Source organism: Pseudomonas sp. HB05, assembly GCF_016756915.1.
Lineage (GTDB): Bacteria > Pseudomonadota > Gammaproteobacteria > Pseudomonadales > Pseudomonadaceae > Aquipseudomonas > Aquipseudomonas alvandae.
Genome location: NZ_JAESPG010000036.1, coordinates 1 through 22,592, shown reverse-complemented (window position 1 = coordinate 22,592; position 22,592 = coordinate 1). Strand labels below are relative to the sequence as shown.

Sequence of the window (22,592 nt, the reverse complement as noted above, 5' to 3'; positions counted from 1 at the left end):
CAGAGTGGGTACCTCGCAACGGCTACGGCCTGATCGAGGAGGCAAAAACGGACATGGTGCGTTTCTTCATGTACTACAACCGCACTAGGCTCCACAGCTACAACAACTACCTGTCGCCAATAGCCATGGAGCAAAAAGCGGCATAAACACCGTAATCGGTGTCCGGGATTACTTGACCAGTTCAAGCTCGCTCCCACAGGTTTGATCGTGGATGTTCGAAGATTCTGTGTTCACCACAAATCCAATGTGGGAGCGGGCTTGCTCGCGAAAGGATCGGCACATTCAACATTGGCGTCGACTGATACACCGCCATCGCGAGCAGGCTCGCTCCCACAGGTTTTGTGTTACTCCTGAAGTACGCGTTAGAACACATCCCCCGGCACCCGCACGAACCCTTCCATCAACACCCGCGCACTGCGGCTCATGATGGCTTTTTTCACGGTCCATTCTCCATTGACCTGGCTGGCCTCGGCGCCGACGCGCAGGGTGCCGGACGGGTGGCCGAAACGCACGGCGTTGCGTTCGATACCGCCGGCTGCCAGGTTTACCAGCGTGCCGGAGATCGCTGCGGCCGTGCCGATGGCCACCGCTGCGGTGCCCATCATGGCGTGGTGCAGCTTGCCCATGGACAACGCCCGCACCAGCAAATCGACGTCGCCAGCCGCCACGGCTTTTCCGCTGGACGAGAGGTAATCCGCCGGCGGCGCGACAAACGCGACTTTCGGGGTGTGCTGGCGCTGCGCGGCTTCGTCCAAGTGCTTGATCAAGCCCATCCGCAAGGCGCCATGTGCGCGGATGGTTTCGAACATCGCCAACGCCTTGGGATCGCCATTGATAGCGCCCTGCAGTTCGGTGCCGGTGTAGCCCACATCACGAGCATTGATGAAAATCGTCGGGATCCCGGCGTTGATCAGCGTCGCCTTCAAAGTGCCGACACCAGGCACCTCCAAGTCATCCACCAGATTGCCGGTAGGGAACATCGAGCCGCCACCACCCTCCTCCTCGGCCGCCGGGTCCATGAATTCCAGCTGCACTTCAGCCGCCGGAAACGTCACGCCGTCGAGCTCGAAGTCACCGGTTTCCTGCACCGCGCCGTCGGTGATGGGCACGTGGGCAATGATGGTCTTGCCGATGTTGGCCTGCCAGATCCGCACCACGGCCACGCCGTTCTTCGGAATACGGCTGGCATCCACCAGACCGCTGCTGATGGCAAACGACCCTACCGCCGCCGACAGGTTTCCGCAGTTGCCGCTCCAGTCCACGAACGGCTTGTCGATGGACACCTGGCCGAACAGGTAATCGACATCGTGGTCGGCGCGGGTGCTCTTGGACAGGATCACCGTCTTGCTGGTGCTGGACGTCGCGCCGCCCATGCCATCGATCTGCTTTTCGTACGGATCGGGACTGCCGATCACCCGAAGCAACAGGGCATCCCGGGCCGGGCCGGGGACGCGGGCGGCTTCGGGGAGGTCTTGCAGGCTGAAGAACACGCCTTTGCTGGTGCCGCCACGCATGTAGGTCGCGGGGATCTTGATTTGAGGCGAGTGAGCCATGTGCTCTAACTCCTTGAAAAATGGCGGCCAGAAAACCGGCTACCCAAGCGATTTAAACGGCGATCGCCGACTCGAGGAAGTCCTGGGCGAAGCGTTGCAGCACGCCCCCGGCTTCGTAGATCGACACTTCTTCAGCCGTATCGAGGCGGCAGGTCACCGGCACTTCGACGCGCTCGCCGTTCTTGCGGGTAATCACCAGGGTCAGTGTTGCCCGCGGGGTGCGCTCGCCGATCACGTCATAGATTTCGCTGCCGTCGATGCCCAGGGTCTTGCGATCGGTGCCGGGCTTGAACTCCAGCGGCAATACGCCCATGCCCACCAGGTTGGTGCGATGGATGCGCTCGAAGCCTTCGGCAGCGATCGCCTCGACACCGGCCAGGCGCACGCCCTTGGCCGCCCAGTCGCGGGACGAGCCCTGGCCGTAGTCGGCGCCGGCAATGATGATCAGCGGCTGCTTGCGCTCCATGTAGGTCTCGATGGCTTCCCACATGCGCATGACCTTGCCTTCCGGCTCGACCCGGGCCAGGGAGCCCTGCTTGACATTGCCGTTCTCGACGACCATTTCGTTGAACAGTTTCGGGTTGGCGAAGGTGGCGCGTTGTGCGGTCAGGTGATCGCCACGGTGGGTCGCGTAGGAGTTGAAGTCCTCCTCCGGCAGGCCCATTTTCGCCAGGTATTCCCCGGCGGCGCTGTCCAGCATGATGGCGTTGGACGGCGACAAGTGGTCGGTGGTGATGTTGTCCGGCAGCACCGCCAGCGGGCGCATGCCCTTGAGCGGTCGCGCACCGGCCAACGCACCTTCCCAATACGGCGGGCGACGGATGTAGGTGCTTTGCGGGCGCCAGTCGTACAGCGGCGTGACTCTCGGGCCGGTGTCTTCCTGGATGGCGAACATCGGGATGTACACCTGGCGAAACTGCTCCGGCTTCACCGACGCCTTGACCACGGCTTCGATTTCTTCGTCGCTCGGCCAGATGTCCTTGAGACGAATCTCGCGACCGTCCACCACGCCCAGCACATCCTTCTCGATGTCGAAGCGGATGGTCCCGGCGATGGCATAAGCGACCACCAGCGGCGGTGATGCCAGGAACGCCTGCTTGGCGTACGGATGGATGCGACCGTCGAAGTTGCGGTTGCCCGACAACACGGCGGTGGCGTACAGGTCGCGGTCAATGATCTCCTGTTGGATCACCGGGTCCAGCGCGCCGGACATGCCGTTACACGTGGTGCAGGCAAACGCGACAACGCCGAAGCCCAGCTTTTCGAGCTCGGACGTCAGGCCCGCTTCATCCAGGTACAGCGCCACGGTTTTCGAACCCGGCGCGAGGGACGACTTGACCCACGGCTTGCGGGTCAGGCCCAGGCGGTTGGCGTTGCGCGCCAGCAGGCCGGCGGCGATCACGTTGCGCGGGTTGCTGGTGTTGGTGCAACTGGTGATGGCGGCGATGATCACTGCGCCGTCGGGCATCTGCCCCGGCACATCGTCCCACTGGCCGGAGATGCCTTTGGCGGCCAGGTCCGACACCGCGACGCGAGCGTGCGGGTTGCTCGGGCCGGCCATGTTGCGCACCACCGAGGACAGGTCGAAGCTCAAGCCGCGTTCGTATTGCGCGCCCTTGAGGCTGTCGGCCCACAAGCCTGTGGTCTTGGCGTAGTTCTCGACCAACTGCACTTGCTGGTCTTCGCGGCCGGTGAGCTTCAGGTAATCAATGGTCTGCTGATCGATATGGAACATCGCCGCCGTGGCGCCGTATTCCGGGGCCATGTTGGAGATGGTTGCCCGGTCGCCCAAGGTCAGGGCGCTGGCGCCTTCGCCGAAAAATTCCAGCCAGGCACCGACGACTTTCTGCTTGCGCAGGAACTCGGTCAGCGCCAGCACCATGTCGGTGGCGGTGATGCCCGGTTGCAGTTTGCCGGTCAGTTCGACGCCGACGATTTCCGGCAGGCGCATCCACGAGGCGCGGCCAAGCATGACGCTTTCGGCTTCCAGGCCACCGACACCAATGGCGATCACGCCCAGGGCGTCGACGTGAGGCGTGTGGCTGTCGGTACCCACGCAGGTGTCAGGAAAGGCAACGCCGTCCCGCTGCTGGATCACCGGCGACATTTTTTCCAGGTTGATCTGGTGCATGATCCCGTTGCCTGGCGGAATCACGTCAACGTTCTTGAAGGCTTTCTTGGTCCAGTTGATGAAGTGGAAGCGGTCTTCGTTGCGGCGGTCTTCGATGGCGCGGTTCTTGGAAAAGGCCTGGGGATCGAAACCGGCGCTTTCCACCGCCAGCGAGTGGTCGACGATCAGCTGGGTCGGCACCACCGGGTTGACCTGCGCCGGGTCGCCACCTTGCTGGGCGATGGCGTCGCGCAAACCGGCGAGGTCCACCAGGGCGGTCTGGCCGAGAATGTCGTGGCACACCACCCGCGCCGGGAACCATGGGAAATCCAGGTCGCGCTTGCGCTCGATCAGTTGCAGCAGCGATTCACGCAGCGTGGCCGGGTCGCAGCGGCGCACGAGGTTTTCCGCCAATACGCGAGAAGTGTACGGCAGGCCGTCATAGGCGCCGGGGCGGATGGCCTCCACTGCGCCACGAACGTCGAAATAATCCAGCGAAGTGCCGGGCAGCGGTTTGCGAAATTCTGTGTTCATCGTCAGGACTCGGGTCACGGTGGTTTCAGAGGGTTGGCGCCGGACTTGAAGCACCCCCGACCACTGTGGGAGCGAGCTTGCTCGCGATAGCGGTGTATCTGTCGACATGGATGTTGAATGTCAGTACGCAAGCGCGAGCAAGCTCGCTCCCACAGGGTTTCGGGGGTATCCAGTTCCGGCGGCTAGAACCCTCCAGCTCAGCGTCGTTCGATTGGCACGAACTTGCGCTGTTCGACGCCGGTGTATTCGGCGCTCGGTCGGATGATGCGGTTGTTGGCGCGTTGTTCGAACACGTGGGCGGCCCAGCCGGTCAGGCGCGAACAGACGAAGATCGGCGTGAACAACTTGGTCGGGATGCCCATGAAATGGTACGCCGAGGCATGGTAGAAATCGGCGTTAGGGAACAGTTTCTTCTGCTCCCACATGGTCTTGTCGATGGCTTCGGAGACCGGGAACAGCACCGTGTCGCCCACTTCGTCGGCGAGCTTTTTCGACCAGCCCTTGATCACCTCGTTGCGCGGATCGTTGTCCTTATAGATAGCGTGGCCGAAGCCCATGATCTTGTCCTTGCGCGCCAGCATGCCGAGGGTGCCTTCGATGGCGTCCTGCGGTGAACTGAAGCGCTCGATCATTTCCATCGCCGCTTCGTTGGCGCCGCCATGCAGCGGGCCGCGCAACGAGCCGATGGCGGCGGTGATGCAGGAGAACAGGTCAGACAAGGTAGAGGCGCAGACCCGCGCGGTGAAAGTCGAGGCGTTGAACTCGTGCTCGGCGTAGAGAATCAGCGAGACATTCATCACCTTGACGTGCAACTCGCTTGGTTTCTTGCCGTGCAACAGGTACAGGAAGTGGCCGCCGATGGAGACTTCGTCGGTCACGCATTCGATGCGCTGGCCTTCGTGGCTGAAGCGATACCAGTAGCACATGATCGCTGGGAACGCTGCCAGCAGGCGGTCGGTCTTGTCGTGCTGTTGGGAGAAATCCTGCTCGGGCTCCAGATTGCCCAGGAACGAGCAACCGGTGCGCATCACGTCCATCGGGTGGGCGTCGGCGGGAATGCGCTCCAGCACTTCTTTCAAGGCTTGAGGCAGATCGCGCAACTGGCGCAATTTACCGGTGTAGGCGTCCAGTTGGGCCTGGGTCGGCAGCTCACCGTACAGCAGCAGATACGCCACTTCTTCAAATTGGGCGTCTGCCGCCAGGTCGCGAACGTCGTAGCCGCGATAGGTCAAGCCGGCACCCGACTGGCCTACGGTGGACAATGCGGTTTGCCCGGCCACCTGGCCACGGAGCCCGGCGCCACTGAGTACTTTTGCTTCGGCCATGTTGCTGTCTCCATTTTCTTGAATTTGTAGGGAGTCGCGCCTTACTTCTTCGCCGCGAACAACGCATCGAGCTTCTGCTCGAAGGTGTGGTAGTCGATGCGATCGTAAAGCTCCATGCGGGTCTGCATGGTGTCGATGACGTTCTGTTGCGTGCCGTCGCGGCGGATCGCGGTGTAGACGTTTTCGGCTGCCTTGTTCATGGCCCGGAACGCCGACAGCGGGTACAGCACCAGGGACACGTCGGCACCGGCCAGTTGTTCGGTGGTGTACAGCGGGGTCGCGCCGAATTCGGTGATGTTGGCCAGGATCGGCGCCTTCACGCGGCTGGCGAACAGCTTGTACATCTCGAGCTCGGTGATGGCCTCGGGGAAAATCATGTCGGCACCGGCCTCGATACATGCGGCGGCGCGGTCAAGCGCCGATTCCAAACCTTCAACGGCCAGGGCATCGGTGCGCGCCATGATCACGAAACTGTCATCGGTGCGGGCATCGACGGCGGCCTTGATGCGGTCGACCATTTCCTGCTGCGAGACGATTTCCTTGTTCGGACGGTGGCCGCAACGCTTGGCGCCGACCTGGTCTTCAATATGAATCGCCGCCGCGCCGAACTTGATCATCGACTTGACCGTGCGCGCCACGTTGAACGCCGAGGAGCCGAAACCGGTGTCCACGTCCACCAGCAGCGGCAGGTCGCAGACATCGGTGATACGACGCACATCGGTCAACACGTCATCCAGGCCAGTGATGCCCAGGTCCGGCACGCCAAGAGAACCGGCCGCGACGCCGCCGCCGGAGAGGTAGATCGCCTTGAAACCGGCGCGCTTGGCCAGCAGCGCGTGGTTGGCGTTGATCGTGCCAACCACTTGCAGCGGATGCTCGCTGGCGACCGCATCGCGGAAACGCTGGCCTGGAGTGCTGTTGCTCATGACTCACCTCGTTCAGTGGCGGCGCTGTCCTGGAAATGACGCGCGATGTTGCGTTTGGAAGCGCCGATGTGCCGGCGCATCAATAATTCAGCCAGTTCGCCGTCACGGTCGGCGATGGCGTCGAGAATCCGGTGGTGCTCGGCAAAGGCCTGGCGCGGACGGTTGGGCGTGGTGGAAAACTGGATGCGGTACATGCGCACCAATTGGTATAGCTCGCCGCAAAGCATCTGCGTCAGGGTGCGATTGCCGCTGCCCTGGATGATCCGATAGTGAAAGTCGAAATCGCCTTCTTGCTGGTAATAGCCGACACCGGCCTGGAACGCCGCATCGCGTTCATGGGTTTCTAGGACATGGCGCAGTTCGTCGATTTCCTCGATGGTCATGCGCTCTGCCGCCAGACGGCAAGCCATGCCCTCCAGGGACTCACGGATCTCGTACAGTTCGAGCAATTCGGCGTGACTGAGCGAAACCACCCGAGCGCCGACGTGGGGCACGCGCACCAGCAGGCGTTGGCCTTCCAGGCGATGGATCGCCTCGCGCAACGGCCCGCGGCTGATGCCATAGGTACGCGCCAGCTCGGGTTCGGAGATCTTGCTGCCTGGAGCGATCTCGCCTTTGACGATGGCGGCCTGGATACGCCGGAAGACGTTCTCGGACAGCGTCTCCGAATCGTCTTGAGCCATCAGCGGTGTTTCGAGCTGATCGAGCATATTGTCGACACCTTGAAATTCAATATGGCAAAAACTAACCAACAACCCGCCATACGTCAAAAGAAAAATCAACATTGTCGACAATCGTCTAATAAGCGCTTGCGCCATAACCGGGCGAATGGCGCCGCTCAGCGTCCGGGCAACGGTGGCGTCAGAAAACCACCGTGCTAGAATGCCGCGCGATTTGCCGCTCTCCTTTTATAGGGAAGGCTGCCCAGGGAGCTTGTGCAGCAATGCCAGGGCCTGAACCGATAAACGGAACGCTGCGCACCAGGATCTATGACACTCAAGCCCTTTTCTGCCGTTCTGTATTTCATGTGCCTGCCGGGGCTTGCCGTGGCGGGCGAAAAAACCGTGTACGGCCTCAACGAATACGCCGCGCTGCAGGGCATCGACCTGGAAGTCGCCGCCAAGCTCGACACCGGCGCCAAGACCGCCTCCCTCAGCGCCCGCGACATCAAGCGCTTCAAGCGCAATGGCGAATCCTGGGTGCGTTTCTACCTGGCCATCGACGCCGCCCATTCGCACCCCATCGAACGCCCGCTGGCCCGTGTCAGCAAGATCAAGCGCCGCGCCGGTGACTACGATCCGGAAGAAGGCAAGAAATACACGGCCCGGCCGGTCATCGAACTGGACATCTGCATGGGCTCTGCCCTGCGCAGCATCGAAGTGAACCTGACCGACCGCAGCGCCTTCCAATACCCGTTGCTGATCGGCTCCGAAGCGCTCAAGCGTTTCGATGCGCTGGTCGACCCCAGTCTCAAATACGCTGCCGGCAAACCCGCCTGCGCCAATGCCGCTCATACCGCAGAGTAATTCCAATGCGCTCCCTTACCCTCCATCTGAAAATGCTGATCGCCATCCTGGTGGTGCTGGGCCTGTCGGTAACGGCCTATCAGATTTTCGTGCTCGGCATCCCGGTCACCGAAGACGCCACCGACGATTTGTGGAACATCGACGCCAAGGTCGAGTTCGTGCCCAACGCCAAGGATCCGGTGAAGATCCAGATGTTCGTGCCGCCGTTGAGCCGCGACTATGTGAGCCTCAACGAGAGTTTCATTTCCAACAACTACGGCGTGGCGGTGAACCGGGTCGACGGCAATCGCAAGGTGACGTGGTCGGCCCGTCGCGCCAAGGGCAACCAGACCCTTTATTACCGCCTGGTACTGACCAAGCGCTACAGCGCCGAGAAAACCAAGGTCAAGGGCCCGACGTTCCGCGACAGCATCGCCGTCGAAGGCCCCGAGAAACTGGCCGCCGAAGCCCTGCTCGCGCCGATCCGCCAACACTCGGCCGATGTCGAGACGTTCATCAGCGAAGCGATCAAGCGGGTCAACAATCTCAACGACGACAACGTCAAGCTGTTGCTGGCCGGTGATCCGTCTTCAAGCAACAAGGCGCGGATCGTCGAGCTCGTGCTGTCCATCGCCCACGTGCCGGTGGAAAAAGTCCACACCATCCGCCTGGTCGCCGACCAGCCGCAGATGCCCGAGCTGTGGCTGCGCAGTTTCAACGGCACCGACTGGCTGTATTTCAACCCGGACACCGGCGAGCAGGGCCTGCCCACCGACCGCCTGTTGTGGTGGACCGGCGATGAAAACCTGATCACCGTCGATGGCGGCAAGAAAGCCACCGTCACCTTCAGCATGAACAACAGCGAAATGAACGCCATTCGCCTGGCCAAGCTGACGGACGAGAACACCGACGCCAATTTCCTCGAATACTCGCTCTACGGCCTGCCGCTGCAAACCCAGCAGACCTTCATGATCATGGTGATGATCCCGATCGGCGTGCTGGTGATCCTGGTGCTGCGCAACCTGATCGGGCTGCAGACCCTCGGTACGTTCACCCCGGTACTGATCGCCCTGGCCTTCCGCGAGACGCAACTGGGCTTCGGCATCATCCTGTTCACGGTCATTACCGCGCTGGGCCTGTCGCTGCGTTCCTACCTGGAACACCTCAAGCTGCAGATGCTGCCGAGGCTCTCGGTGGTGCTGACCTTCGTGGTAGTGCTGATTGCCGCCATCAGCCTGTTCAGCCATAAGCTCGGCCTGGAGCGCGGCTTGTCGGTGGCGCTGTTCCCGATGGTGATCCTGACCATGACCATCGAACGCCTGTCCATCACCTGGGAAGAACGTGGCGGTGGCCATGCGATGAAAGTCGCCATCGGCACTTTGTTCGCCGCGTCCCTGGCGCATCTGATCATGAGCGTGCCGGAGCTGGTGTACTTCGTGTTCACTTTCCCGGCGATCCTGCTGATCCTGGTGGGCTTCATGCTGGCCATGGGTCGTTATCGCGGCTACCGCCTGACCGAGCTGGTTCGGTTCAAGGCCTTCCTCAAGGCTGACTCCTGATGTTCGGCTTCTGGAAGACGTGGAAGGCCCTCGAGGCCCGGGGCATCATGGGCATCAACCGGCGTAACGCCGACTACGTGCTCAAGTACAACAAGCGCAGCCTGTACCCCATCGTCGATGACAAGATCATCACCAAGGAACGGGCCATCGCCGCCGGCATCCATGTGCCGGAACTGTACGGGGTGATCTCCACCGAGAAGGAAATCGACAAGCTCGACGAGATCATCGGCGGGCGTACCGACTTCGTGATCAAGCCGGCCCAGGGTGCCGGCGGCGACGGCATCATTGTCATCGCCGACCGCTTCGAAGGCCGCTATCGGACGGTGTCGGGCAAGATCATCAGCCACGAGGAAATCGAGCACCACGTCTCCAGCATCCTCACCGGCCTGTATTCCTTGGGCGGGCACCGTGACCGGGCGCTGATCGAGTACCGCGTGACTCCGGACCAGATCTTCAAGAGCATCAGCTACGAAGGCGTGCCGGACATCCGCATCATCGTGCTGATGGGTTATCCGGTGATGGCCATGCTGCGCTTGCCAACCCGTCAGTCTGGCGGCAAGGCCAACCTGCACCAGGGCGCCATCGGCGTGGGCGTCGACCTTGCCACGGGCCTGACCCTGCGCGGCACCTGGCTGAACAACATCATCACCAAACACCCCGACACCACCAACGCGGTGGATGGCGTGCAACTGCCCTACTGGGACGGTTTCATGAAACTGGCCGCCGGTTGCTATGAACTGTGCGGGCTGGGCTACATCGGCGTCGACATGGTGCTGGACCAGGAAAAGGGTCCGTTGATCCTGGAACTGAACGCCCGCCCGGGGCTGAACATCCAGATCGCCAACGACTGCGGCCTGACCTTGCGTACCCACGCGGTGGAAGCCCACCTGGAAGAGCTCAAGGCCCGCGGCGTGACCGAAACCGTGGAAGAGCGCGTGGCGTTTGCCCAGGAGTTGTTTGGGCATATTCCGCCGGTTGAGGGGTGAGGCCGTCAACTTGAATATGACGAACCTTGTGGCGAGGGGATTTATCCCCGCTGGGTTGCGAAGCAACCCTAAAACTTACCAACCTCGGTATACCAGGCTGACTGCATCTGCCTGTTTGGGGGTTGCTGCGCAACCCAGCGGGGATAAATCCCCTCGCCACAGTTAAAGCTTCGCCACAAGTAGCTTCGATAACCACAGACGTGCTCATCTCCGACGTCCCCCTAGGAGCAAATCCTACAGGGGATTACAATCGCTCCCCCGCCTGAACGGCTGACCCACCCCGCCCATGCCAACCTGCTCCGTACACCCATTGCCCTACCGCGCCAACCCCGCCGAGTATTTCGCGGCGATCCGCCATGCCCCCGGCAGCGTCCTGCTCGACAGTGGCCGGCCGAGCGCCGAACGCGGACGCTACGACCTGCTCAGCGCCTGGCCATTGGAACAACTGGCGGTACGGCCTGACGAAACTGGCAGCGATTTCCTGCAACGTCTTCGGATGCATCTGGCGCAACTGGGCCATGCGGAACTCCCAACGACGGTGCAATTGCCCTTCGCCGGCGGCTTGATCGGCTACTTGAGCTACGACTTCGGCCGACACCTCGAGGCCTTGCCTTCACAGGCACAAGATGATCTGCAATTGCCCGACGCGCGTTTCGGCCTGTACGACTGGGCGTTGATCTCCGATCACCAGGCCGGCACCAGCCAATTGGTCTTCCATCCCCATTGCGGCGAGAGTGAACGCCAACGACTGATCGAGCTGTTCAGCCGGCCATCCGCAGCGCCTGCCACCGCATTCAGTCTTGCAGGCCCGATGGCACCCGACCTCAGCGCCGACGCCTATCGACAGGCATTCGAACGCATCCAGGCGTATATCCAGGCCGGCGATTGTTACCAGGTCAACTTTGCCCAGCGCTTCCGCGCCCAATGCCACGGCGATGCCTGGACCGCTTATCAGGCGTTGCGGACGGCGTGTCCGACGCCGTTCTCAGGCTTCCAAAGCCTGCCGGAAGGCGGTGCGGTGTTGAGCCTGTCGCCGGAGCGCTTCGTCAAGGTCAGCGAAGGCCACGTCGAAACCCGTCCGATCAAGGGCACCCGGCCCCGTGGCACAAAGCCCGACGAAGACGCCGCCCACGCCGCCGAGCTGCTGGCCAGCCCCAAGGACCGGGCGGAGAACCTGATGATCGTCGACCTGCTGCGCAACGACCTGGGCCGCACGTGCCGTGTCGGCTCGGTGCGGGTGCCGGAGCTGTTCAGCCTTGAAAGCTACCCGAACGTGCACCACCTGGTCAGCAGCGTGACCGGCGAGCTGGCGGAGGGCAAAGATGCCTTGGACCTGATCGCCGGCAGCTTTCCCGGCGGCTCGATCACCGGCGCGCCGAAAATCCGCGCCATGCAAATCATCGACGAACTCGAACCGACCCGACGCGGGCTATATTGCGGCTCGTTGTTGTACCTGGACGTGCGCGGGGAAATGGACAGCTCAATCGCCATCCGCAGTTTGCTGGTCAAGGACGGGCAAGTGTGCTGCTGGGGCGGCGGGGGGATTGTCGCGGATTCGGATTGGGAGGCGGAGTATCAGGAATCGATGACCAAGGTTCGGGTGTTGCTCGAAACCTTGCAGAATCTCTGAACAATCCCCTCGGCCTGACACACAACCCTGTGGGAGCTTGAGTGCGCGCGATTGCGTTGGGTCAGTTGCCCTTGAGCCGACTGATCCAGCGCTATCGCGAGCAAGCTCGCTCCCACAGGTTGTGTGTTTACAGGCTCAGGGAGCGGTTCGAGGCCTTGATGAATTCCTGCTTCAACTCGGTAAAGGTATGCACTGCCGGGAATTGCGGGAATTCGCGGATCACGTTTTCAGGCGCATGGAACAGGATCCCGGCGTCGGCTTCGCCCAGCATCGTGGTGTCATTGTAGGAATCCCCCGCCGCGATCACTCGGTAATACAGGCTTTTGAAGGCCAGGACCGACTGGCGCTTCGGATCTTTCTGACGCAACTGGTAGCCGGTCACTCGCCCGCCGTCATCGGTGATCAAACGATGGCAAAGCAATGTCGGGAAACCCAACTGGCGCATCAATGGCTGGGAAAATTCGTAGAACGTGTCGGACAGAATCACCACCTGGAACCGCTCGCGCAGCCAGTCGACGAATTCGATGGCGCCGTCCAGCGGCTTGAGGGTGGCGATGACTTCCTGGATGTCGGAGAGCTTGAGCCCGTGTTCATCAAGGATGCGCAACCGTTGCTTCATCAGCACGTCGTAGTCGGGGATGTCCCGAGTGGTTGCCCTGAGGGATTCAATCCCGGTTTTTTCAGCGAAGGCGATCCAGATCTCCGGGACCAGCACACCTTCCAGGTCGAGACAGGCAATTTCCACAAGACACTCCCATTTTTTCTGATGTTTATCGGTTGAGCGAACAAAAGGCCTGCCGACTCTAGCCATTCGTCGAAGCCCGCGCAACGCACAGGAACGCGCCAGTCCCGGCAGCTTTTGTTACCATCAGCCCCCTATAGAGCGCCCAGCGCCACCGACCTGTAGGAAACCGCCCTGATGAGCCCATCGTTCGACGTCGTGGAATTCGCCACGACCTATGCCAACAAGTCCCCGCAGGACATCCTCAAGCTGGCCTTCGCCGAGTTCGGCGACGAGCTGTGGATATCGTTCAGTGGCGCCGAAGACGTGGTGCTGGTGGACATGGCCTGGAAACTGAACAAGAACGTCAAGGTATTCAGCCTCGACACCGGTCGCCTGCACCCGGAAACCTATCGTTTTATCGATCAGGTGCGCGAGCACTACAAGATCGACATCGAGCTGATCTCGCCCGACCATACGAAACTGGACCCTTTCGTGAAGGAAAAAGGCTTGTTCAGCTTCTACAAGGACGGTCATGGCGAATGCTGTGGCATCCGCAAGATCGAGCCGTTGCGACGCAAGCTGACCGACGTTCGCGCCTGGGCCACCGGCCAGCGCCGCGACCAGAGCCCTGGCACCCGCAGCCAGGTGGCGGTACTGGAAATCGACACCGCGTTTTCCACCCCGGAGCGCACGCTGTACAAATTCAACCCGTTGTCGCAGATGACCAGCGAAGAAGTCTGGGGTTATATCCGCATGCTTGAGCTGCCTTATAACAGCCTGCACGAGCGCGGCTTCATCAGCATCGGCTGCGAGCCCTGCACCCGCCCGGTGTTGCCGAACCAGCACGAGCGCGAAGGTCGTTGGTGGTGGGAAGAAGCTACGCAGAAGGAATGCGGGCTGCATGCCGGGAATATCATCGCCAAGTCCAAGACCGTTTAAGCGACAGACGAACCCTGTACACAAAAAATGTCATCCCCAGGTGGCATTTTTGTGTGCGTTTTAGATATGCCTGCCCCTAAAAGTTACACATCCCCTCCCACCTAACCGTCCCCCCTTCCACTGGCGTCCGCCGGACAAATAAATACCTGTTTAATCGGTCAATTGGCGAGGACCCAAACGGCGCGTATTTCTACAGCAACAGCAACGGGGTCAACCTGCGTGCGGTGGCTGCATTCATTCCGGCGGCGCTGATTGCGATTATCCTGGCGCTGGTGCCCGGTTTCGACAGCGTTTCACCGTTTTCCTGGCTGATTGGCGCTTCGATTGCAGGGCTGTTGTACCTGATCATTGCCAAGCGCGAGGCTTACTACGAGGACGTCAGCGGCGAGTCCATCGCTGTGGATAACGTCAGCCATTAACCCAGGGAAAGCGGCCCGGCCGGTGCGGGTCGCCTGGTATTTCATTTAAAAAAGGACAGCTCATGCGAATTCTAGTGGTCAACGTCAACACGACCGAGTCCATCACCCAGACCATCGCCCGACAAGCCCAAGCAGTGGCCGCGCCGGGTACCGAGATCATCGGGCTCACGCCGCATTTCGGTGCCGATTCCATCGAAGGCAATTTTGAAAGCTACCTGGCGGCCATTGCGGTCATGGACCGGGTGATGTCCTACGACCAGCCGTTCGACGCGGTGATCCAGGCCGGCTATGGCGAACATGGCCGTGAAGGCCTGCAGGAACTGCTGGATGTGCCGGTGGTGGACATCACCGATGCTGGCGCCAGCACCGCGATGTTCCTGGGCCATGCCTACTCGGTGGTGACGACGCTGGACCGCACCGTGCCGCTGATCGAAGACCGGCTCAAGCTGTCCGGCCTGTTCGACCGCTGCGCCTCGGTGCGGGCCAGCGGCCTGGCGGTATTGGAGTTGGAGCAAGACCCGCAACGGGCCGTCGAAGCCATCGTGCAGCAAGCCGAACTGGCGGTCAGCCAGGACAAGGCCGAAGTGATCTGCCTGGGCTGCGGCGGCATGGCCGGGCTCGATGAGCAGATCCGCCAGCGCACCGGCGTGCCGGTGGTCGATGGGGTGACGGCGGCGGTGACGATTGCCGAATCGCTGGTGCGGCTGGGGCTGTCAACGTCCAAGGTGCGGACTTATGCGACGCCTCGGCCGAAAAACATCGTTGGCTGGCCGGGGCGTTTTGGGCGGTGTGTTTGCTGGTTTTGACGGGGGCGCGCCGAAGCGCGAGCAAGCTCGCTCCCACATGGATTTCCAGCGTCCACACAAAGTGTGTTTATTGCAAAATCCTGTGGGAGCGAGCTTGCTCGCGATTGGAGCCAACTCAATCCAGCGCCCAACTCAAACCGCACTGAACCGCTTGGCCAACCCCAGTTCGGCAAACCGCTCGATGATGAAATCCACGAACGCCCGGGTCTTGCCTGGCAGCAGTTTGTGTTCGGCGTAATAGATAGAGATGTTGCCGTCATCGACATACCAGTCTGGCAGCACTCGTTGCAACTCGCCGCTGTCCAGGTACGACACGGCAAACGGCATGCTCACCAGGGCGATGCCCAACCCTTGGGCTGCGGTGATGCAAGCGGCTTCCGAGTCACTCATTGTCATCTGCGCCTTGAGCGTCAACGGGCTGTGTTCCCGGTTGCGGCTGGTCAGTTGCCATGAACGGATCCGCCCAGTCTGCGGTGAGCGGATCAGAATGCCGTGATGTGGCGCCAGGTCTTGCGGCTCAAAGATGGCGGAGTGACTCTGCAGATACGCTTGGGATGCAACCAACACGCGATGAGCCACCGTCAACTTGCGCGCCACCACGCCTTGGGGCAGTTCGAAACCGCCGCCAATGGCCGCGTCGAAGCCTTGGCCGATCAGGTCAACCTGGCGATTATCGAAATGCCAGTCCGGGTTGATCGCCGGGTACCGTCCCAGGAATTCCCCCAGCAACGGCACGACAAACAAACGCCCGAACGCCGTGCCCATGCTCACCTTCAGCGTGCCGGCTGGCTGCCCCCCGGCGCTGGCGAGGTTGGCGACAGCGTTCTGGATCGTATTGAAACTGCTGCCTACTTCTCGCAGGAATAGCTGCCCGGCCTCGGTCAAGGTCAGGCTGCGAGTGCTGCGCTGGAACAGCCGCACGCCCAGGCGCGCCTCAAGCTTGGCCACGCTCTTGCCCACCGCCGCGGGTGTCAGGCTCAGGCGTCGCGCAGCCTCGGCGAAGCTGCCGACCTCGGCGCTGCGAACAAAACATTCGATACTGCTGAAACTCTCCATGGCGCCCACTATAAACTTTTGGTTTACACAGACTATATCAACGAAGGTCTACCCAGCCGATAGCCTAGTCTTGATACTCGCCCCATCAACCGCGGCATTTCGCCCCGGCACCTTTGGAGAAATACATGAGTACTCAAGCACTGAACGGTAAAGTCGCCTTGATCCAAGGCGGTTCCCGCGGCATCGGCGCCGCCATCGTCAAACGCCTCGCCGCAGAAGGCGCTGCCGTAGCGTTCACTTACGTCAGCTCCGGTACAAAATCCGAAGAACTGCAGAACAGCATCACCGCAGCCGGCGGCAAAGCCTTGGCAATCAAGGCCGACAGCGCTGATGCCGACGCCGTCCGTAACGCCGTCACCGCCACCGTCGAAGCTTTTGGCCGGCTGGACATCCTGGTCAACAATGCTGGCGTGCTGGCCATGGGGCCACTGGAAGAATTCAAACTCGAAGATTTCGACCAGACCCTGGCGATCAACGTGCGCAGCGTGTTCGTTGCCACCCAGGCCGCCGCGCGGCACATGACCGAGGGCGGTCGGGTCATCAACATCGGCAGCACCAACGCCGACCGCATGCCCTTCGCCGGCGGCGCCGCGTACGCCATGAGTAAATCTGCGCTGGTGGGGCTGACCAAAGGCCTGGCCCGTGACCTCGGCCCGCGCGGCATCACCGTCAACAACGTGCAGCCCGGCCCGGTGGACACCGACATGAACCCGGCCAACAGCGACTTCGCCTCCAGCCTGATGGACCTCATGGCAGTCGGTCGTTACGGCACGGTGGAAGAAATTGCCAGCTTCGTCGCTTATCTGGCAGGCCCTGAAGCGGCATACATCACCGGGGCCAGCCTGACCATCGACGGTGGTTTTGGCGCCTGACATCAACTCGTAAAAAAGCCGGTCAGGGCTGGACCCTGACCGGCTTTTTCCATTATGTCGAAGCGGTTGTCATGCCCACTCCAATTCCGGCAAACCGCACAGGCTTGGCTGGAACATCCTCAAGGAGCGAATGATCCCGTCGGCGTGGGCGTATTTTTCGTCCGCCATGGCCGAATCCGGAATGGCGATGGCGGTCATGCCAGCGGCTTTCGCAGCAGTCACGCCGAACGGTGAATCTTCGAATACCAGGCAGTCGCGAGGCTCGACACCCAGGCGCCGGGCGGCGGTGAGGAAGATATCGGGCGCCGGTTTAGCCGCCCCGACTTCTGGATCATCCGCCGTCACGATGCAATCGAACAACGCGAACCAGTCCCGGTGCAACGTGGTTTTCAGCGCAAAGGTAGGGCTCGACGAACTGGTTCCCACCGCAATCGGAATGTCGTGGGCCTTCAGATGCCGCACCAGCTCCTCGGCGCCAGGCATGCCCATGGCGTGGGGAAAACGCTCGCGCATCAGGGGCTCGCGGATGATCAGGAATTCTTGAGGGGTGATCGGCAACTCCAGCGCCTGGACGACGTAATTGGCCAGATCCGTGGCCCCACGCCCGATGATGTTCTGCTTGACGCTCCAATCGAACGTGCGCCCGTAGCGCTCGGCGATAATGGAGGTCACCTCGGTGTAGATGCCCTCGGTATCGAGCAACAAGCCATCCATGTCGAAAATCACAGCCTTGATGGGGCCAAACTTTTTCAGTGGTGCATTCATCGCATCTGATCCGTTATCAACACAACATTCCAGGGATGGCTCAGGTGCGGCCAGCGTAGCGTGTTCGCCTTAAAGGATTCAGCAGAATAGCGAAGGAGGCTTGGAACCGGCAATGGGAAATCCATGGACGGGTTTGTGGCGAGGGAGCTTGCTCCCGCTCGGTTCTGTAGGAGCTGGCGAAGCCTGCGATCTTTTGATCTTTCGCTTGAGATTCAAGTGTCTTTGGAAAGATCGCAGCCTCGTTGCACTCGACAGCTCCTACGCACCCCAGCGGGAGCAAGCTCCCTCGCCACAAAAGCGGAATCGGTTTGGATGACGATGCAGCGGTTATTGACCCGAGCTGCCGGAGCCGCTCGACCCCGAGCCACTGCCGCCCGAGCTGCCACCGCTGCCACTGGTACCGGTTCCACCTCCACTGGAAGAATCGCCGCCCATCGAACTACCACCGCTGGTCGAGCCGCTTCCGGTGCCGGGGCTGGTGCTGCTACCGCTGGCATCGCCGCCATTTCCTCCACTCACCGAACCTGGCGGCAACGCATTGCCACTGGCATCGGTGGTGGAACCGGCGTCCATCTGGGTCGAAGGCGGCATGCCTCCCTTGTCGACCGGCGCGCCGTCCGAGGATTGTGCGAAAGCCGTCCCTGCGCTGGCCGAAAGAATCCCGGCCAGCGCCAGGGCCGTGACGTTTGTCTTCATCATGGTAAGTCTCCTTTTCAAGATAACTACCTGATGTCTGGCAATCATGGCGCGCCGATGGTGCCGCAAAATCGACGGACGGGGGGGTGAGGGTCAGCTTGGCTTGCCGGACGCATCGTCGCCCGCGATATCCGGGTCGTCCGGCGTCGCCTCGACGTCCTGATCGTCGCTTGGGACTTGCTCGATGCCGCTATCGTCATCGGGTGGTCGCTGATCGCGACTCAGCGAATCGGTGGGCGAAGGCAGCGGGTATTCCGGGGTTTCATCGTCGTCGGGAACAGGCGAATCAGCTGACATGATGGCCTCCTGGTGATGCCGTTTCAGGAACAAGCGCGATTACTTGTAGGACTCGTCCTCAAGCTCCGCGTCTTCATCTTCGATCAAGGGAACCTGGGCGTCGTCCATTAGCGAGCCGGGGTCTTCATTGCCCGGGTCGTTGACACCCGGATCGTTGATGAAGGGCACGCCCGAGGGGCCTTTTTCTTCCTTTCCTTCGGTTTCCGGCGTCATGGCATACCTCGCAATCGCAAGTGGGTGTATGGATTCGAGGAGGTGGAGCGTTAAACGTTCCGGGGAAATGCCCAATAAGAACAAACCCGGCACAAGGCCGGGTTTGTTCATGCATGCATGCGCTTAGCGGTGTTTTCTCTTGTGCTTATGCTTCTTGCCACCCGAATGCCCATCACCATCATTGGACAGGTTGCTGCCCAAGGCACCACCCGCCGCCCCGCCGATGCCCGCACCAATGGTAGAGCCCGTCGAACCGCCCAAGCGGTTGCCAACGATCGAACCACCGGCCGAACCCAGCCCGCCACCAATGGCCGCTTCCGTACGGCTGCCCTTGCGAGCGCCCACCGCACTGCCGGCGGCGCCACCCACACCGGCGCCAATCGCGGCGCCGGTGCTGCCACCCATTTGCTGGCCGACCACATTACCCAAGACACCGCCAAGACCACCGCCAACCGCTGCGGTACCGTCGCCAGCGGCCATCGCGCCCTGAGCGACCACAAGCCCAAGCACCAAGGTGGACAAAGTCAAACGCATGATAGAAACCTCAAGAATGCCGCATCGGGAAATAGAGTCGGTGCGCGCGGGCGCGAGTGTACGCCAAACCGCGTCAGCCTTGACGGTTGGACCACAAACGCAACGGTAGTTTTATAACAGGCAAAAAAAAGCCCGCTGGGGAAACGGGCAGGTACTGCTTTCTAACGGATGAGCTCAGACTACTTACTCGAGTGTGAAAGAAACGTGAAAGCAATTGTCTGTAGGAAAAAGATTAAAAATATTTACAAAACTCCGCTTTTCCCAAGTCCGAAAAAAAGCCCCGTTCGGTGACGGGGCTGCGCTTGCATTATTTCCTGAGCGGAATCCTGGGTAAAAACTTGGCTTTTTCCCCTCGCTGCACTTTGGACACCTTCGTCCTGATGGACTTGATTGGCTCGTCGCCAAAGTCCGATCGATAAGCGGCCTGACCACACTGCAAACCTTCGTTGATCGGGTACGCGGCTCCGTTCTCCTCGCTGTACGGTGCTCCCATCGTCTTTCCCCTTTTTGCCAAGGCCGATACCGGCAACAACCGATTGCCTGAAAATATTGGCCCTCACGAAAGTGAGACTAGCTGGTCATCAACGGACCGCACATTCACCAAAGCCTTCGCCGACGAATGGAACCCACTGTTTCAAAAAGGAAACACTCACTCGACGCCCAGCATCGTCCGGCTCAACACCCGGGAAACCTGGTCGGCCGAGTAAGGTTTGGAAAGAAATTCGAACCCCTCATGCCCACTGAGGGCCAGCTCCTCGCTGTACCCGGAAGTCAGCACCACCGGCAGATCCGGGCGACGCCGACGCAGCTCCCGAGCCAGGGCGATACCACTGATGCCCGGCATGACCACGTCGGAAAATATCGCGTCGAAGGCCATCGCATCCACGCCGACCATTTCCAACGCCTCTTCGGCGTTGGTTGCCCAGGCCGTTTCATAGCCAAGGTCTTGAAGAATCTGGTTGGCAAAGCGCCCGACCTCCAGATTGTCTTCAACGACCAGTACCCGACGCTTGCCCTGCTCCAACACCAGTGAGGGGATCTCTTCCTTTATCGGCTCATGCCTTGTCTCATGCTCGACCTCCGGCAGGTACAGGGTGAAGACGGTTCCCTCGCCAAGCACGGTCGAAACGTCAACGTTGCCGCCCGATTGCTTGGCAAAGCCAAACACCTGGGACAATCCCAGGCCTGTTCCCTTCCCCACCTCCTTGGTGGTGAAGAATGGCTCGAAGATGTGCTCGAGATCCTGCGGCGATATGCCTGTGCCGGTGTCCTCCAGGGCGATGGCCGCGAAGTGCTGCCCTGCGCCGGCATGGCCGCGGATCGGCGGCATGCCATTACCGCATGTGAGCCGAAGCCACAGCGTGCCCTGGCCATTCATCGCGTCCCGGGCGTTGAGGGCCATGTTGATCAGCGCCGTTTCAAACTGGCTCAAGTCGGCACGGATGTAACAAGGTCGATCGCCCAATTCGACGATGACCTGGATCCGCGCCCCCGTGACGGTTTGCAGCATGTCGCCCAGGCTCTGCACTTGCTTGCCGACGTCGATGACTTCCGGCTTCAGCGGCTGGCGCCGGGCAAACGCAAGCAACTGGCTGGTCAGCTTGGAAGCCCGCTCCACAGTTTCGGAGACAGCCGTCATATAGCGTTGTCGGCGCTCGTCAGACAGGTTGGGCAAGCGCAGGAAGTCCACTGAAGAACGGATGATCGTCAGCAGGTTGTTGAAATCGTGGGCCACCCCGCCGGTCAGCTGTCCGATGGCTTCGAGCTTCTGCGATTGACGCAGCGCCGCTTCGGTCTGTTTGAGCCGTGTGGTGCGCTCCTCGACGCGTTGTTCCAGCGTCGAATTCAGTTCAGCCAGGGCCGCCAGGCCTTCACGCACCGCGGCGTCGGCTCGGGCACGCTCGATATGGGCCCAGCATCGCTCCCTGACTTCAATCAGCAAGGCCAGCTCGTTCGAAGTCCAGGTCCTGGGGGTTTTATCGTGGATGGCCATCAGGGCGGTAAGACGTCCGTCTTTGATCAACGGGACGCAAATGGTGGCCGCAATACCGATGGACTGGAACGCCGCCTCCTCCGGCGCCAGCTCCGCCAGGTTGTCGTTGATCACCAAGGGCTTGCCGGCTCGAAGGTTGTTGACCGCCAGCCGACCGAAATCCGCCAACCGGTAATGCCCAACGATACTAGGCGACCCGGCCCTGGCCCAATCGCCGCGGATCGTGAAGCCGTCCTCGTCCTCGTCCATGTCCGCATAGGCGCAGTTGGACAGGTTGAGATGCGCCGCGAGGATCCGCGCAGTGGTCGCCATGATGGCTTGCGGGTCCGTGGCATTCGCCACGGCGCTGCCGATGGCATCGAGCACGGCCAGGCGTTGGGTCATGAGCACCGTGGAAGTGGTCTCGGTAACCGTATCGAGCATGCCCACGACCTTACCGAACTGATCCCGAATGGGGCTGTAGCAAAACGTGAAATATGCCGGCTCCGGGCCGCCGCCCCGCTCGATGATCAAGGGGAAATTCTCGATATAGGTCGCTTGCCCGTCGAAAGCCGCCTGTACGATCGGGCCAATATCGCTCCAGACCTCCCGCCAGACCTGATTGAATGGCCGCCCCAACGCCTCGGGCTTGCTTCCGAGAATGGGCAGGAACGCATCGTTGTACAACGTGATCAAGTCCGGCCCCCACACGATCGCCTGGGGAAAATGCGAGGCCATGCTCAGCGCCACCGTCGTCTTCAGCACATCGGGCCATTGTTCAGGCAGCCCCAGCGGGGTGCCTTCCCAATCATGGCGTCGCACCCGTTCAGCCATTTCTCCATAGCTCTGGAGCCAATCTGTCATGCGTTCGATCCTTCTCAGCCGCCAAAAACAATGGAGGGGGAACGCTTGTGACCTCAAGCCAACGCGTATTATCCCGAGCTTAGTTGGAATTCGCGATCGGATCTGGGGGAAGTGCCAGGCCGCATTTAACCGGCATGGGTAAAAATGGGTGGAAGGACTGCGGCAACGTCCTGTGTGTGATAGGGAACAGCCATGTTGTAGCTGAAGTCGTGGCGAGGGAGCTTGCTCCCGCTGGGCTGCGTAGCGGCCCCTTTTGTGAGCGCTTCGCACTCAAGCGGGAGCAAGCTCCCTCGCCACAGGGGTTCAG

The 22,592-nt window shown here is 61.2% G+C and carries 20 protein-coding genes and 1 pseudogene; 8 read left to right on the top strand and 13 right to left on the bottom strand.

Annotated elements, in window-relative coordinates; translation table 11 throughout:
• Window positions 1-362: 362 nt before the first annotated feature.
• The 5 genes from prpF to JMN22_RS23775 all read right to left on the bottom strand — a co-directional run bounded on the left by prpF (window position 363) and on the right by JMN22_RS23775 (window position 7,158).
• Window positions 363-1,553: a 2-methylaconitate cis-trans isomerase PrpF gene (gene prpF, locus JMN22_RS23795; RefSeq protein WP_198797971.1), complete on the bottom strand. Its 1,191-nt coding sequence runs from the start codon at window positions 1,551-1,553 to the stop codon at window positions 363-365.
• Window positions 1,554-1,605: 52 nt separating this feature from the next.
• Window positions 1,606-4,197 carry a Fe/S-dependent 2-methylisocitrate dehydratase AcnD gene (acnD, locus tag JMN22_RS23790; protein ID WP_198797970.1) on the bottom strand — a complete coding sequence of 864 codons (2,592 nt, stop codon included), beginning with the start codon at window positions 4,195-4,197 and terminating at the stop codon, window positions 1,606-1,608.
• 197 nt (window positions 4,198-4,394) lie between these two features.
• Complete coding sequence (gene prpC, locus JMN22_RS23785) at window positions 4,395-5,522, bottom strand: bifunctional 2-methylcitrate synthase/citrate synthase (protein WP_030137802.1); 1,128 nt, start codon at window positions 5,520-5,522, stop codon at window positions 4,395-4,397.
• 41 nt (window positions 5,523-5,563) lie between these two features.
• Window positions 5,564-6,448: a methylisocitrate lyase gene (gene prpB / locus JMN22_RS23780; protein ID WP_030137801.1), complete on the bottom strand. Its 885-nt coding sequence runs from the start codon at window positions 6,446-6,448 to the stop codon at window positions 5,564-5,566.
• Window positions 6,445-7,158, bottom strand: coding sequence for a GntR family transcriptional regulator (locus JMN22_RS23775; RefSeq protein WP_030137800.1), 714 nt, complete (start codon window positions 7,156-7,158; stop codon window positions 6,445-6,447). The genes prpB and JMN22_RS23775 overlap by 4 nt, the downstream gene beginning before the upstream one ends.
• A 279-nt stretch (window positions 7,159-7,437) precedes the next feature.
• Between JMN22_RS23775 and rloA the strand changes: the two genes are divergently transcribed.
• The 4 genes from rloA to pabB all read left to right on the top strand — a co-directional run bounded on the left by rloA (window position 7,438) and on the right by pabB (window position 12,128).
• A complete protein-coding gene (gene rloA / locus JMN22_RS23770) occupies window positions 7,438-7,974 on the top strand; it encodes a retropepsin-like aspartic peptidase RloA (protein ID WP_198797969.1) in 537 nt (178 codons plus the stop codon).
• A gap of 5 nt (window positions 7,975-7,979) precedes the next feature.
• Window positions 7,980-9,512 (top strand): osmotic stress tolerance membrane protein RloB, encoded by a 1,533-nt coding sequence (rloB, locus tag JMN22_RS23765; RefSeq protein ID WP_030137798.1) that lies wholly within the window; start codon window positions 7,980-7,982, stop codon window positions 9,510-9,512.
• Window positions 9,512-10,498 (top strand): alpha-L-glutamate ligase-like protein, encoded by a 987-nt coding sequence (locus JMN22_RS23760; RefSeq protein WP_030137797.1) that lies wholly within the window; start codon window positions 9,512-9,514, stop codon window positions 10,496-10,498. The genes rloB and JMN22_RS23760 overlap by 1 nt, the downstream gene beginning before the upstream one ends.
• 286 nt (window positions 10,499-10,784) lie before the next feature.
• Complete coding sequence (gene pabB / locus JMN22_RS23755; RefSeq protein WP_198797968.1) at window positions 10,785-12,128, top strand: aminodeoxychorismate synthase component I; 1,344 nt, start codon at window positions 10,785-10,787, stop codon at window positions 12,126-12,128.
• A 127-nt stretch (window positions 12,129-12,255) separates the two neighbouring features.
• On the opposite strand, the gene thrH is transcribed toward pabB, so the two are convergent.
• Window positions 12,256-12,873 (bottom strand): bifunctional phosphoserine phosphatase/homoserine phosphotransferase ThrH, encoded by a 618-nt coding sequence (thrH, locus tag JMN22_RS23750; RefSeq protein WP_198797967.1) that lies wholly within the window; start codon window positions 12,871-12,873, stop codon window positions 12,256-12,258.
• 174 nt (window positions 12,874-13,047) lie between these two features.
• Here thrH and JMN22_RS23745 point away from each other — a divergent pair, with 174 nt between their 5' ends.
• From JMN22_RS23745 to JMN22_RS23735, 3 genes and pseudogenes are all read left to right on the top strand, one after another.
• Window positions 13,048-13,791 (top strand): phosphoadenylyl-sulfate reductase, encoded by a 744-nt coding sequence (locus tag JMN22_RS23745; protein WP_198797966.1) that lies wholly within the window; start codon window positions 13,048-13,050, stop codon window positions 13,789-13,791.
• A gap of 167 nt (window positions 13,792-13,958) precedes the next feature.
• A pseudogene (locus JMN22_RS23740) lies at window positions 13,959-14,210 on the top strand (NCS1 family nucleobase:cation symporter-1); the annotation flags it as partial.
• A 62-nt stretch (window positions 14,211-14,272) separates the two neighbouring features.
• The gene (locus JMN22_RS23735) at window positions 14,273-15,016 is read left to right on the top strand and encodes an aspartate/glutamate racemase family protein (protein WP_202335010.1); all 744 of its coding nucleotides are present in this window, start codon (window positions 14,273-14,275) and stop codon (window positions 15,014-15,016) included.
• Between the two features lie 132 nt (window positions 15,017-15,148).
• On the opposite strand, the gene JMN22_RS23730 is transcribed toward JMN22_RS23735, so the two are convergent.
• Window positions 15,149-16,072, bottom strand: a complete 924-nt coding sequence (locus JMN22_RS23730) for a LysR family transcriptional regulator (RefSeq protein WP_198797964.1) — start codon at window positions 16,070-16,072, stop codon at window positions 15,149-15,151.
• Between the two features lie 125 nt (window positions 16,073-16,197).
• On the opposite strand from JMN22_RS23730, the gene JMN22_RS23725 reads away from it, so the two are divergent.
• Window positions 16,198-16,944, top strand: coding sequence for a 3-oxoacyl-ACP reductase family protein (locus JMN22_RS23725; RefSeq protein ID WP_030137790.1), 747 nt, complete (start codon window positions 16,198-16,200; stop codon window positions 16,942-16,944).
• Window positions 16,945-17,013: 69 nt separating this feature from the next.
• Here JMN22_RS23725 and JMN22_RS23720 read toward each other — a convergent pair whose 3' ends face one another.
• The 6 genes from JMN22_RS23720 to JMN22_RS23695 form a co-directional block, all read right to left on the bottom strand.
• Window positions 17,014-17,709 (bottom strand): HAD-IA family hydrolase, encoded by a 696-nt coding sequence (locus tag JMN22_RS23720; protein WP_030137789.1) that lies wholly within the window; start codon window positions 17,707-17,709, stop codon window positions 17,014-17,016.
• Between the two features lie 327 nt (window positions 17,710-18,036).
• Window positions 18,037-18,408 (bottom strand): hypothetical protein, encoded by a 372-nt coding sequence (locus JMN22_RS23715; protein WP_030137788.1) that lies wholly within the window; start codon window positions 18,406-18,408, stop codon window positions 18,037-18,039.
• Between the two features lie 90 nt (window positions 18,409-18,498).
• The gene (locus JMN22_RS23710) at window positions 18,499-18,702 is read right to left on the bottom strand and encodes a hypothetical protein (protein ID WP_198797963.1); all 204 of its coding nucleotides are present in this window, start codon (window positions 18,700-18,702) and stop codon (window positions 18,499-18,501) included.
• A 39-nt stretch (window positions 18,703-18,741) separates the two neighbouring features.
• A complete protein-coding gene (locus JMN22_RS23705) occupies window positions 18,742-19,026 on the bottom strand; it encodes a hypothetical protein (protein WP_033864399.1) in 285 nt (94 codons plus the stop codon).
• 12 nt (window positions 19,027-19,038) lie between these two features.
• Window positions 19,039-19,449 (bottom strand): hypothetical protein, encoded by a 411-nt coding sequence (locus tag JMN22_RS23700; protein WP_030137786.1) that lies wholly within the window; start codon window positions 19,447-19,449, stop codon window positions 19,039-19,041.
• Window positions 19,450-20,098: 649 nt separating this feature from the next.
• A complete protein-coding gene (locus tag JMN22_RS23695; protein ID WP_198797962.1) occupies window positions 20,099-22,285 on the bottom strand; it encodes a GAF domain-containing hybrid sensor histidine kinase/response regulator in 2,187 nt (728 codons plus the stop codon).
• Window positions 22,286-22,592 lie beyond the last annotated feature (307 nt).